Here is a 12910-nt window from a genome sequence, read left to right on the forward strand (position 1 = left end):
CATGCTGTGGCCGAGCACAGTGATCGGAGCCGGTGCCGGCTTCGCTATCGCCAGCATTCCTGGCGCGCTGTTGGGAGCCCTGCTCGGGCAGGCGATGGACCGCCGTTTGCAGTTGCACAGTTGGGCGCATCTGCGGGAAAGGCTTGGCGGTCGTCCGGTTCTGCGCGACGACGAGGTGTTGTTCGTGCTGCTGGGGCGCCTGGCGAAAAGCGATGGTCGTATCGTCGAGGCGCACATCCAGCAGGCGCGCCAGGAAATGCAGCGCCTGGAAATGAAAGACCTCGCACGGCAGAGAGCCATTGCCGCGTTCAACCTCGGCAAGGCCGGGCGCGAGAAGGTCGACGGGCATCTGCAGCGCCTCAAGCTGCAACCGCATGCCGCCGAAGGGGTATTGCGCGCCTGTTGCCGGATGGCCTGGGCCGACGGTCGTGCCGGGCGTGACGAGCGGGAGTTGCTGTTGCACTGGGGCCGGCAACTGGGCTGGTCGGCGGCCAAGGTGCAGGCCCTGGCCGGTGACTACGAGCCACGCAAGGCGGCGCTGGAAGGGCCGGGCACGTATGCCGAGGCCCTGCGCCTGCTGGGCGTGAGCACGGACACCGGTTCCGGCGAGGTCAAGCAGGCCTACCGGCGCCTGATCAGCCGCAACCACCCGGACAAGCTGCAGGGCAGCGGCGCCAGCCCGGCCAGGGTCCGCGAGGCGACCGAACGCACCCGCGAACTGCACCAGGCCTACGCCATCATCCGCAAGCACCGCGATCTCTAGTCGATCTCGCTCGGGCTCAGCCAACCGCGAATCCGCCTGAACAACTGCTCCTGCTCCGCGGAGCGGTTGCCAGGCATGGCGGTCAGGGCGACCTGCCTGTAGCCGCTGTCTTTCATTCGCTTGCTGGCCTGCAGACGCTGCTTCGCCGCCTGACGGGCCGATCCCTGATCGCTGTAGTAGAAGTCGGCGGTCGGCACTTTCAGGGTTGCGGTCAGGCTGTCCAGGCTGTGCTCGGCCTTGAGTGGCGTCTGCACCGAAACCATCACCAGCTTTTGTACCTGCGCCGGTTGGCGTTCGCTCATGTAGCGGGTCGCCCAGTAGGCACCGGTGCCGTTGCCGAGGACGACAACGCTGCGCGCGTTCTGTTGCTGGGCGTAGGCCACGGCGGCGTCGAGGCGGGCGAAGACGCGTTCGGCGTCGCTGTTGTCGCCGCTGTTCCCGGCGCTGGCGTTGTCGCTGGTTTCGGCATCGCTCTCCACGGCGGTGGCCTGGGCGATATTGGCGTTGGCGTCGGCTGGGGTGTCCTTGGCCGGTGCCGCTTTGCTGGTGTCTTCGGTCTTTGCTGCGGGAGCCGGACTTTCGCTGCGTGCCATCGGGCTGTCAGTGAGCAGGTCGGGCAGTGCCAGGCTCAGGGTGCCCCAGTCGGCATCGGGAAATTTGCGCCGCAGCGGGCCGACGGTCTTCGGCCAGTCGGCGCTTTCACCGGCACCGGCGAGGATCACCAGGACACCTTGCGGTGCCGGGCTGTTGGCCGGCTTCCACAAGGCCAGGAAGGTGTCACTGCCGGCTTGCAGGGTCTGCTGTTCTTCCTTGGGCACCTGGCGTTCCAGGGCAAGGGCGTCTTCCTGGTTGCGCTCGACCAGGGCGGGGCGCTGAGTGGAGGCGTCCGGCGCGGCTTCTGGCTTTTTGCCATCCTCGGCATGGACACTACAAGGTAGTATCAAGGTCAGGCATAACGCAGGAAGCGTCGTGCGATAAAGTGAGAACATTGATCGATCCAGGCCAGAATGATACCGGCAGCCTAATGGTATTTGTCCGGGACGGCCACGTTTGGCGGCCGTCCTTCTATTGACGAGATTCAAGATGATTCGTTTGCGCCGTCTGTGGGTTATCGGCTGTCTGTGCTTGCCCTTGATCGTCCTGGCCGGCCCCGCGCCGTCGACGGTGCAGTTGGACCCGGCGCAGCAGCAATGGCTGGAGCAGCACCGCAGCCTGCGTGTCGGGATGATCCTGCAGGCGCCGTTCGCCCAGTTCGATCGGCGCCTGCAGCAGTTGTCCGGGGTCAACGTCGAGGTGATGAACATGCTCGCGCGCAACCTCGGCCTGGACCTGACCTGGCGCAATTTCTCCGATCAGGCCGAGCTGGAGCATGCGCTCGCCGCCGGCGAGATCGACCTGGCTCCCGGCCTGACCCAGACCCCCGCCGGCCTGCGCCTGTGGTTGTTCAGTGACCCGTACATGCGTGTGCCGCAGTTGATCGTCGGCCAGCGCAGCGGCGCGGTGATGGTGGATGTGGAGAAGATCGGCGACATCGAGCGGGTGGCCGTGCGCATGCCCAGTGCGGTGGCCGACTACCTGCGTGTCACTTACGCGAATCTCAACCTGCAGGGCGTTCCCGGCGAGCGCCAGGCCTTGCAGTTGGTGGTCGGCGATCAGGCGCGCTATGCGGTGGTGGATGAGGCGCAGCTGAGCCGGTTGTCCCGGGAAAGCGAATTCAGTGAGCTGGCGGTGGTCGGCGACATCGGCTTTCCCCAACTGTTGCGGGTGGCTTCGCGGCGCGACTGGCCGTTGCTGGCGGACATCCTCGAACGGGGTCTGCAGGCGATATCGGCGCGGGACCTGGAGGAGTTGCACACGCGCTGGCTGCAACCCAGGTACCCGCGCCTGAGCGAGTCGCCGGGTTTCTGGCAGAACCTTGCGCTGCTGTTTGCCGCCCTGTTTTTCAGCGCGGTGGCGATCATTGTCTGGCAGCGCCGTCAGCAGCACTTTCTCGAGCACAGCCTGCTCGCCGCGCGGGAGGATATCGCCCGCCGCCTGGACCGCGAGCAGGCCCTGCGGCTGAGCCAGTTCTCCCTCGACCAGAGCACCGTGGGCATTCTCTGGGTGCACTGGGACAGCCATGTGCGCTACGCCAACCGCGCCGCGGAAAGCATGCTCGGCTATGCGCCCGGCGGGGTGCTGGAGCGGCCGCTGATCGACTTCGAGCCGCAGTTGCACATGGACCGCTGGCTGGACCTGTGGAAGCGTTCGCGGGCCAGTGTCGAGACGGCGCAACGCTTCGAAACCCAGTGGCTGCGTGCCGACGGCAGCCTGCTGCCAGTGGATGTGTCGTTGAGTTTCCTGCGCTTTCGCGATGCCGAATACCTGGTGGTCTACCTCACCGACGTCAGCGAGCGCCGTCGGGCCCAGGCGGCCCAGCGCGAGAGCGAGGCCCGGCTCAAGGGCATCGCCGCCAACGTGCCGGGGCTGGTGTTTCGCCTGGAGCGCGATCCGGGTATCGACGAGCTGGAGTTTCCCTACATCAGCGAGGGTAGTGAGGCGCTGGTCGGCTACGCGCCGGCGGAGATCCAGGACCCGGAAATGGGCTTGCGCAACCTCGTGCACAGCGCCGACCGTGCCGACTATCACCGGGTCCAGGACCAGGCCCTGGCCAGCGACAGCGACTGGTCGTGGCAAGGCCGGATCCTCACCCGCCAGGGCGAACAGCGCTGGGCCGACATCAAGGCCAGTGCGCGTACCCTGAGCAATGGCCGGGTGGTCTGGGACGGTATTGTCTGGGACATCACCCAGAGCAAGCAGGTCGAACTCGAACTGGCCAGTTCCCGGGAACAGCTGCGCGAGCTGGCCGCGCACCTGGAGAGCGTGCGCGAGGAGGAAAAGGCGCGAATCGCCCGCGAGGTGCATGACGAACTGGGGCAGATGCTCACCGTGCTCAAGCTGGAAACGTCCATGTGCGAGCTGGCCTACGCCGACCTTGACCCGGGGCTCACCGAGCGCCTGGGCAGCATGAAGAAGCTGATCGCACAGCTGTTCCAGCTGGTGCGTGACGTCGCTACCGCCCTGCGCCCGCCGATTCTCGACGCGGGCATCGCTTCGGCGATCGAATGGCAGGCCCGTCGCTTCGAAGCGCGTACGCAGATTCCGTGCCTGGTGCAGGTTCCGGAACACCTGCCGCCCCTGAGCGACGCCAAGGCCACCGGGCTGTTCCGCGTGCTGCAGGAGGTGCTGACCAATGTCATGCGCCATGCCCGTGCGCATACTGTGGAGATCAGCCTGACCCTGGAAGGCGCGATGCTGTGCCTGCGCGTCAGCGATGACGGCGTCGGCTTCCGGGTGGACGACAGCGATGCCCGGCGCAGTTCGTTCGGCCTAGTCGGCATGCGTGAGCGGGTGTTGATGCTGGGCGGTGACATGCACCTGGAAAGTGAACCGGGCGAGGGCACCAGCCTGAGCGTACGAATTCCTCTGGATTGAAACGGGAGCGAGGCAGTGATTCGAGTATTGGTGGCAGAAGACCACACCATCGTGCGCGAGGGCATCAAGCAACTGATCGGCCTGGCCAAGGACATGCAGGTAGTGGGCGAGGCGGGCAATGGCGAGCAGTTGCTGGAGGCGCTGCGGCATACGCCGTGCGAGGTGGTGTTGCTGGACATCTCCATGCCCGGGGTCAACGGCCTCGAGGCGATCCCGCGGATTCGCGCGCTGAACGCGCCGCCGGCGATCCTCGTGCTGTCGATGCACGACGAGGCGCAGATGGCGGCCCGCGCATTGAAGGTCGGCGCCGCCGGCTATGCCACCAAGGACAGCGACCCGGCGCTGTTGCTGACCGCCATTCGCCGGGTCGCCGGGGGCGGTCGCTACATCGATCCGGACCTGGCCGACCGCATGGTCTTCGAAGTGGGCCTGACCGATAGCCGGCCGCTGCACTCGCTCTTGTCGGAGCGTGAATTCTCGGTGTTCGAGCGTCTGGCCCAGGGGGCCAACGTCAACGATATCGCCCAGCAACTGGCGCTGAGCAACAAGACCATCAGTACGCACAAGGCGCGGCTGATGCAGAAGCTGAACGTGACGTCGCTGGCGGAGCTGGTGAAGTATGCGATGGAGCACAAGCTGCTCTGAGTGTTCTGGATGCGACCTTTGGGACTGCTTTGCAGTCCTTCGCGGGCAAGCCACGCTCCTACGCAAAAGTGACGCGCGCATGCCCCGTAGGAGCGAGGCTTGTCGTGTGACGAACCACCGCGAAGGCCCGCGCCGCGGGCCCAACCCGCCGTTCCAACGACATATCTGAAACCGTCATCTTTGTAGGGCAATCCCTACAAGCACCTTTCCAGCCGGCTGATAGGAATCTCTCAGCCCCCCCGATTTTCGCCACCCCGACCCTTCTCTACGCTTGGATCACAGCAGTCATCCAACAAAAAGGTGCGGGTATGAGTGAGGTCAATTCGAACGCTGCGACCAGCGAGACGCTGGTCAGCTTCCGTGGTGTGCAGAAGAGCTACGACGGCGAGTCGCTGATCGTCAAAGACCTCAACCTGGATATCCGCAAGGGCGAGTTTCTCACCCTGCTCGGCCCTTCCGGTTCGGGCAAGACCACCAGCCTGATGATGCTGGCCGGCTTCGAGACGCCGACCGCTGGCGAGATCAAACTGGCCGGTCGCTCGATCAACAACGTGCCGCCGCACAAGCGCGACATCGGCATGGTGTTCCAGAACTACGCGCTGTTCCCGCACATGACCGTGGCCGAGAACCTGGCCTTCCCCCTCAGCGTGCGCAACCTGAGCAAGACCGACATCAGCGAGCGGGTCAAACGCGTGCTCAACATGGTCCAGCTGGATGCCTTCGCCCAGCGCTACCCCGGCCAGCTCTCCGGCGGCCAGCAGCAGCGCGTGGCCCTGGCCCGGGCACTGGTGTTCGAGCCGCAACTGGTCTTGATGGACGAACCCCTCGGCGCCCTCGACAAGCAACTGCGCGAACACATGCAGATGGAGATCAAGCACCTGCACCAGCGCCTGGGCGTGACCGTGGTCTACGTGACCCACGACCAGGGCGAGGCGCTGACCATGTCCGACCGCGTCGCGGTGTTCCACCAGGGCGAGATCCAGCAGATCGCCGACCCGCGCACCCTCTACGAAGAGCCGAAGAACACCTTCGTCGCCAACTTCATCGGCGAGAACAACCGCATCAATGGCCGCCTGCTCAGCCGCGACGGCGATCGCTGCCAGGTGGCCCTGGCCCGTGGCGAGAAGGTCGAGGCGCTGGCGATCAACGTCGGCGAGGCCGGCGAGCCGGTGACCCTGTCGGTGCGTCCGGAGCGCGTGCGCCTCAACGGCCACAGCGAAAGCTGCGTCAACCGCTTCTCCGGCCGCGTGGCCGAATTCATCTATCTGGGCGACCACGTGCGGGTCCGTCTGGAAGTCTGCGGCAAGGCCGACTTCTTCGTGAAGCAGCCGATCGCCGAACTCGACCCGGCGCTGGCCGTGGGCGACGTGGTACCGCTGGGCTGGGAGGTCGAGCACGCTCGCGCGCTCGATCCGATCCTGGAAGCCCACTGAGGTTTGCTAACCAACACCCTGCACTGTGGAGAGAATAAGAATGCTCAAACACTTGAAGTTGACCGCTCTGGCACTGGGTCTGTGCACTGCGACCCACGCACTGGCGGCAAGTGATCTCACCGTGATTTCCTTCGGCGGCGCCAACAAGGCGGCGCAGGTCAAGGCGTTCTACGAGCCATGGGAAAAGGCGGGCAAGGGCAAGATCGTCGCGGGTGAGTACAACGGCGAGATGGCCAAGGTCAAAGCCATGGTCGACACCAACAGCGTGTCCTGGAACCTGGTCGAGGTGGAGTCGCCAGAGCTGGCTCGCGGTTGCGACGAAGGCATGTTCGAAGAGCTGGATCCGGCCCAGTTCGGCAACGAGTCCGACTACGTTCCGGGCGCCATCCAGCCGTGCGGCGTGGGCTTCTTCGTCTGGTCCACGGTCATGGCCTACAACGCCGACAAGCTGAAGACCGCACCGACCAGCTGGAAAGACTTCTGGGACACCAAGACCTTCCCGGGCAAGCGCGGTCTGCGCAAGGGTGCCAAGTACACCCTGGAGTTCGCCCTGATGGCTGACGGCGTGGCGCCGAAGGACGTGTACAAGATTCTCGCCACCAAGGAAGGCCAGGATCGCGCGTTCAAGAAGCTCGACGAGCTGAAGCCGAGCATCCAGTGGTGGGAAGCCGGCGCCCAGCCGCCGCAGTACCTCGCCTCCGGTGACGTGGTGATGAGCTCGGCCTACAACGGCCGGATTGCCGCGGTACAGAAGGAAAGCAACCTGAAGGTGGTGTGGAACGGCGGCATCTACGACTTCGACGCCTGGGCCATTCCGAAGGGCGCGAAGAACGCGGAGGAAGCGAAGAAGTTCATCGCTTACTCGGTGCAGCCTGAGCAGCAGAAGATCTACTCGGAAAACATCGCCTACGGTCCGGCCAACTCCAAGGCGGTCGCGCTGCTGTCCGACGAGATCAAGAAGGACATGCCGACTACCCCGGAAAACATCGCCAACCAGGTGCAGATCGACGTGGCGTTCTGGGCCGACAACAGCGAACAGCTGGAACAACGCTTCAACGCCTGGGCGGCCAAGTAAGTCGTCCCTCCGGAGCGTCGGCGTGATGCCGGCGCTCCCCGTTTTCCAAGATTTCCGGAGTTCGCTATGGCCATCGCAGTGCCCATCAAAGAAGGCGCAGGTCCCACCCTCAAGCAGCGCCTGGCGCGTGCCGAGCGGGTCAACCGCTTCAAGGCGCAGGCGTTGATCGCGCCGTTGGCGCTGTTCCTGTTGCTGGTGTTTCTCGTGCCGATCGCCGCGCTGCTGTACAAGAGCGTCGGCAACCCCGAAGTGGTGGGCGGCCTGCCGCGCACCGTGGTCGCCGTGGCCGAGTGGGATGGCAAGAGCCTGCCGGGCGAGCCGGTGTACAAGGCCCTGAGCGAAGACCTCGCCGAATCGCGCAAGAACCAGACCCTGGGCGACCTGTCCAAGCGCCTGAACATGGAACTGGCCGGCTACCGCAGCCTGCTGGCGAAAACCGCCCGGGCGCTGCCGTTCAAGAGCGAGCCGGCTTCCTATAAAGATGCTCTGCAGGAACTGGATGAGCGCTGGGGCGATCCCGCCTACTGGCAGGCGATCCGTCGCAACACCAGCGGCGTGACCCCGTTCTACCTGCTGGCGGCCCTGGACCACCGCATCGACGACCTCGGTGAACTGGCTCCGGCCACCCCGGACCAGGCCATCTACCTGGACATCTTCACCCGTACCCTGTGGATGGGCTTCGTCATCACCGCCATCTGTCTGGTCCTGGCCTACTCATTGGCCTACCTGCTGGCCAACCTGCCGACCCGGCAGAGCAACCTGTTGATGATTCTCGTGCTGCTGCCGTTCTGGACCTCGATCCTGGTGCGGGTGGCGGCGTGGATCGTGCTCCTGCAGTCCGGCGGTCTGATCAACAGCGCACTGATGGCCGTGGGCATCATCGACAAACCACTGGAGCTGGTGTTCAACCGCACCGGTGTGTACATCTCCATGGTCCACATTCTCCTGCCGTTCATGATCCTGCCGATCTACAGCGTCATGAAGGGCATCTCGCCGACCTACATGCGTGCGGCGATCTCCCTCGGCTGCCATCCGTTCACCAGCTTCTGGCGCGTGTATTTCCCGCAGACCTACGCCGGTGTCGGTGCCGGGTGCTTGCTGGTGTTCATTATGGCGATCGGCTACTACATCACGCCGGCACTGCTGGGCAGCCCGAACGACCAGATGGTCAGCTACTTCGTGGCCTTCTACACCAACACCAGCATCAACTGGGGCATGGCGACCGCACTGGGCGGCCTGCTGCTGCTGGCCACCGTGCTGCTGTACCTGATCTATAGCTGGCTGGTCGGCTCCAGCCGCCTGCGCCTGAGCTGAGGAGCGAAATCATGCTGAGCCCCTACATGTCGCCCGTCGAGCGGGTCTGGTTCTACAGCTTGCGCATTCTCTGCGGGCTGATCCTGCTGTTCCTGGTGTTGCCGGTGCTGGTGATCATCCCGCTGTCGTTCAACAGCGGCAGCTTCCTGGTCTACCCGCTGCAGGGCTTCTCGCTGCAGTGGTACCACAACTTCTTCGCCTCCGATGAGTGGATGCGCGCCCTGAAGAACAGCATCATCGTCGCTCCGGCGGCGACGGTGCTGGCCATGGTCTTCGGCACCCTGGCTTCGATCGGCCTGACCCGCGGGGACTTCCCCGGCAAGTCGCTGATCATGGCCCTGGTGATTTCGCCGATGGTGGTGCCGGTGGTGATCATCGGTGTCGCCAGCTACCTGTTCTTTGCCCCGCTGGGGCTGGGCAACAGCTTCCTCTCGCTGATCCTGGTGCATGCGGTGCTCGGCGTGCCGTTCGTCATCATCACCGTGTCGGCGACCCTGCAGGGCTTCAACCACAACCTGGTGCGCGCCGCGGCCAGCCTCGGCGCCTCGCCGGTCACGGCTTTCCGCCGGGTGACACTGCCGCTGATTGCGCCGGGGGTGATCTCGGGGGCGTTGTTCGCCTTCGCCACCTCGTTCGACGAAGTGGTGGTGACCCTGTTCCTCGCCGGTCCCGAGCAGGCGACCTTGCCACGGCAGATGTTCAGCGGTATCCGCGAGAACCTCAGCCCGACGATTGCCGCCGCCGCGACGCTGCTGATCGCCTTCTCGGTGATCCTGCTGCTGACCCTGGAGTGGCTGCGCGGGCGCAGCGAGAAGCTGCGGACCCAGCAACCTACCTGAGACTGGCACTTTCCCCGTAGGAGCTGGCTTGCCTGCGAAAGGACCGCGCCAGCGGTCCCCGATAGCGGTGACGTCGGGGACCGCGGATGCGGTCCTTTCGCGGGCAAGCCAGCTCCTACAAAGGTTGCAACTGAGTCAATGCTGGGCGTCCGAGCACCGCATCGGCCTTTTCCCTGATGTACAATGCGCGCCACCGTGAATCTGCCCAAAGGTGCGCCATGCAGCCCTTCGCTATTGCCCCCTCGATCCTTGCCGCCGACTTCGCCCGCCTGGGCCAGGAGGTCGACGATGTGCTGGCCGCCGGTGCCGACATCGTCCACTTCGATGTCATGGACAACCACTACGTGCCCAATCTGACCATCGGTCCGATGGTCTGCTCGGCCCTGCGCAAGTACGGCGTGACCGCGCCGATCGACGTGCACCTGATGGTCAGCCCGGTCGATCGCATCATCGGCGACTTCATCGAGGCTGGCGCCACCTACATCACCTTCCACCCGGAAGCCACGCAGCACATCGACCGCTCCCTGCAACTGATCCGCGACGGCGGCTGCAAGGCCGGCCTGGTGTTCAACCCGGCCACCGGCCTGGATGCGCTGAAGTACGTGATGGACAAGGTCGACATGGTCCTGCTGATGAGCGTCAACCCCGGGTTCGGCGGGCAGAAGTTCATTCCCGGCACCCTCGACAAGCTGCGCGAGGCCCGCGCCCTGATCGACGCCAGCGGCCGTGACATCCGCCTGGAAATCGACGGTGGGGTCAACGTCAACAACATCCGCGAAATCGCCGCGGCGGGCGCCGACACCTTCGTCGCCGGCTCGGCGATCTTCAACACGCCGGACTACAAGGCCGTGATCGACAAGATGCGCGCCGAAATGGCCCTGGCACGCTCATGAGCGGCTTCGAGCAGCTGTTTGCGCAACGCCTGCCGAAACTGGTGATGTTCGACCTCGACGGCACGCTGATCGACTCGGTCCCGGATCTGGCGGCGGCGGTGGACCGCATGCTGCTCGAAATGGGACGCCCCGCCGCGGGCATCGCCGCGGTACGCCAGTGGGTCGGCAACGGTGCTCCGGTGCTGGTGCGCCGGGCCCTGGTCGGCGACATCGAGCATTCGTCGGTGAACGAGCAGGAGGCCGAGCACGGCCTGCAGATCTTCATGCGGGCGTATGGTGAAAGCCATGAGCGCACCGTGGTCTATCCGGGCGTGCGCGATACCCTGCGCTGGCTGCAGGAGCAGGGCGTGGAAATGGCCCTGATCACCAACAAGCCGGAACGTTTCGTCGGTCCGTTGCTGGACCAGATGCAGATCGGTCTTTATTTCCGCTGGGTCATCGGTGGCGACACCCTGCCGCAGAAGAAGCCCGATCCGGCCGCGCTGCTGCATGTGATGCGCCTGGCCGGCGTCGAGCCGGACGATGCCCTGTTCGTCGGCGACTCGCGCAGCGATGTGCAGGCGGCGAAGGCCGCCGGGGTGAAGTGCGTGGGGCTGACCTACGGCTACAACCATGGTCGTCCGATCAGCGAGGAATTGCCGGCACTGGTGATCGACGACCTGCGCGCCCTGCTCCCGGTTGCTTCGCTGCAGCCACTGAGCTAACGTTGAGCCCTTCGACCCCCTACCTGGTAGAGATTCCATCGTGGTAGCACCTGGCAAACTCTGGATGAAAGTCATCAAGGCCCTGGCCCGTTGGCGTTGGCGCGCCTGACTTCCCTCCAGCCGGCTGCGATCCGGCACGTTTGCCATTTGATCTTTCTTGCCCTACCGCCACGAGGCAATCATGACCCGCGAAGAATTCCTGCGCCTGGCCGCTGAAGGCTACAACCGCATTCCCTTGGCCTGCGAAACCCTGGCCGACTTCGACACGCCGCTGTCGATCTACCTGAAACTGGCCGACCAGCCCAACTCCTACCTGCTCGAATCGGTGCAGGGCGGCGAGAAGTGGGGGCGCTACTCGATCATCGGCCTGCCGTGCCGCACCGTGCTGCGGGTCCATGACCACCAGGTGCGCATCACCATCGACGGTGTCGAGACCGAGTGTCATGACGTGGAAGATCCGCTGGCCTTCGTCGAGACCTTCAAGGACCGCTACAAGGTGCCGACCATCGCCGGTCTGCCGCGCTTCAACGGTGGTCTGGTCGGCTACTTCGGCTATGACTGCGTGCGCTACGTCGAGAAGCGCCTGGGCAAATGCCCGAACCCGGATCCGCTGGGCGTGCCGGACATCCTGCTGATGGTCTCGGACGCCGTGGTGGTGTTCGACAACCTGGCCGGCAAGATGCACGCCATCGTGCTTGCCGATCCTTCCCAGGAAAACGCCTACGAACAAGGCCAGGCGCGCCTGCAGGAATTGCTCGAACAGCTGCGCCAGCCGATCACCCCGCGCCGTGGCCTGGACTTCAGCGGCCCGCAGGCTGCCGAGCCGGCGTTCCGCTCCAGTTTCACCCAGGCGGACTACGAGCGCGCGGTGGACACCATCAAGGAATACATCCTCGCCGGCGACTGCATGCAGGTGGTGCCGTCGCAGCGCATGTCCATCGACTTCGGTGCCGCGCCGATCGACCTGTACCGGGCGCTGCGCTGCTTCAACCCGACGCCGTACATGTACTTCTTCAACTTCGGCGACTTCCACGTAGTGGGCAGCTCGCCGGAAGTGCTGGTGCGGGTCGAGGACAATCTGGTCACCGTGCGTCCGATCGCCGGCACCCGTCCGCGTGGCGCCACCGAGGAAGCCGACCGGGCCCTGGAAGAAGACCTGCTGTCCGACGAGAAAGAGATCGCCGAGCACCTGATGCTCATCGACCTGGGCCGCAACGACACCGGGCGGGTATCGGAAGTCGGTTCGGTGAAGCTCACCGAGAAGATGGTCATCGAGCGTTATTCCAACGTGATGCACATCGTTTCCAACGTCACCGGCCAACTGAAGAGCGGCCTGACCGCGATGGACGCGCTTCGGGCGATCCTGCCGGCGGGCACCCTGTCCGGTGCGCCGAAGATTCGGGCAATGGAGATCATCGACGAGTTGGAGCCGGTCAAGCGTGGCGTCTACGGTGGTGCGGTGGGGTATTTCGCCTGGAACGGCAACATGGATACCGCGATCGCGATTCGTACCGCGGTGATCAAGGACGGCGAGCTGCATGTGCAGGCGGGGGGCGGCATCGTCGCCGATTCGGTGCCGGCGCTGGAGTGGGAAGAGACGATCAACAAGCGCCGGGCGATGTTCCGGGCAGTTGCACTGGCTGAGCAGAAACCTCGCTGACAAGGTCGCTGGCCGCGCACTGTAGGAGCGTGGCTTGCCCGCGAAGGACCGCGCAGCGGGCCCATAGCGGTGAAATCGAGGACCGCGTTGCGGTCCTTCGCAGGCAAGCC

Annotated in this window: 10 protein-coding genes and 1 pseudogene; 10 read left to right on the top strand and 1 reads right to left on the bottom strand. The window is 65.0% G+C overall.

The window, feature by feature from the left end:
• The first annotated feature begins 1 nt into the window (after position 1).
• Entirely contained in the window at positions 2-763 is a 762-nt protein-coding gene (locus tag CHB99_RS17825) for a TerB family tellurite resistance protein (RefSeq protein ID WP_042124050.1), read from the top strand.
• Here CHB99_RS17825 and CHB99_RS17830 read toward each other — a convergent pair.
• Positions 760-1752, bottom strand: a complete 993-nt coding sequence (locus CHB99_RS17830) for an alpha/beta hydrolase family protein (RefSeq protein ID WP_042123899.1) — start codon at positions 1750-1752, stop codon at positions 760-762. The genes CHB99_RS17825 and CHB99_RS17830 overlap by 4 nt on opposite strands.
• Before the next feature lie 94 nt (positions 1753-1846).
• Between CHB99_RS17830 and CHB99_RS17835 the strand changes: the two genes are divergently transcribed.
• The 9 genes and pseudogenes from CHB99_RS17835 (at position 1847) to trpE (ending at position 12800) form a co-directional block, all read left to right on the top strand.
• Positions 1847-4237 (top strand): PAS domain-containing sensor histidine kinase, encoded by a 2391-nt coding sequence (locus CHB99_RS17835; RefSeq protein ID WP_042123897.1) that lies wholly within the window; start codon positions 1847-1849, stop codon positions 4235-4237.
• A 15-nt stretch (positions 4238-4252) separates the two neighbouring features.
• Positions 4253-4882, top strand: a complete 630-nt coding sequence (locus tag CHB99_RS17840) for a response regulator (protein ID WP_042123895.1) — start codon at positions 4253-4255, stop codon at positions 4880-4882.
• Positions 4883-5190: 308 nt separating this feature from the next.
• Positions 5191-6315, top strand: a complete 1125-nt coding sequence (locus tag CHB99_RS17845) for an ABC transporter ATP-binding protein (protein ID WP_042123893.1) — start codon at positions 5191-5193, stop codon at positions 6313-6315.
• 40 nt (positions 6316-6355) lie between these two features.
• Positions 6356-7390, top strand: a complete 1035-nt coding sequence (locus CHB99_RS17850; RefSeq protein WP_042123892.1) for an ABC transporter substrate-binding protein — start codon at positions 6356-6358, stop codon at positions 7388-7390.
• A 66-nt stretch (positions 7391-7456) separates the two neighbouring features.
• A complete protein-coding gene (locus CHB99_RS17855) occupies positions 7457-8704 on the top strand; it encodes an ABC transporter permease (RefSeq protein ID WP_042123890.1) in 1248 nt (415 codons plus the stop codon).
• Positions 8705-8715: 11 nt separating this feature from the next.
• Positions 8716-9543 (top strand): ABC transporter permease, encoded by an 828-nt coding sequence (locus tag CHB99_RS17860; protein ID WP_042123888.1) that lies wholly within the window; start codon positions 8716-8718, stop codon positions 9541-9543.
• Between the two features lie 218 nt (positions 9544-9761).
• Positions 9762-10436, top strand: coding sequence for a ribulose-phosphate 3-epimerase (gene rpe, locus CHB99_RS17865; protein WP_042123887.1), 675 nt, complete (start codon positions 9762-9764; stop codon positions 10434-10436).
• Positions 10433-11249: pseudogene (locus CHB99_RS17870) on the top strand (phosphoglycolate phosphatase). Before rpe ends, CHB99_RS17870 begins: the two are co-directional and overlap by 4 nt.
• 72 nt (positions 11250-11321) lie before the next feature.
• Positions 11322-12800, top strand: coding sequence for an anthranilate synthase component I (gene trpE, locus CHB99_RS17875; RefSeq protein WP_042123883.1), 1479 nt, complete (start codon positions 11322-11324; stop codon positions 12798-12800).
• Positions 12801-12910 lie beyond the last annotated feature (110 nt).

The sequence above is a fragment of the Pseudomonas japonica genome, from assembly GCF_900188455.1.
GTDB lineage: Bacteria > Pseudomonadota > Gammaproteobacteria > Pseudomonadales > Pseudomonadaceae > Aquipseudomonas > Aquipseudomonas japonica.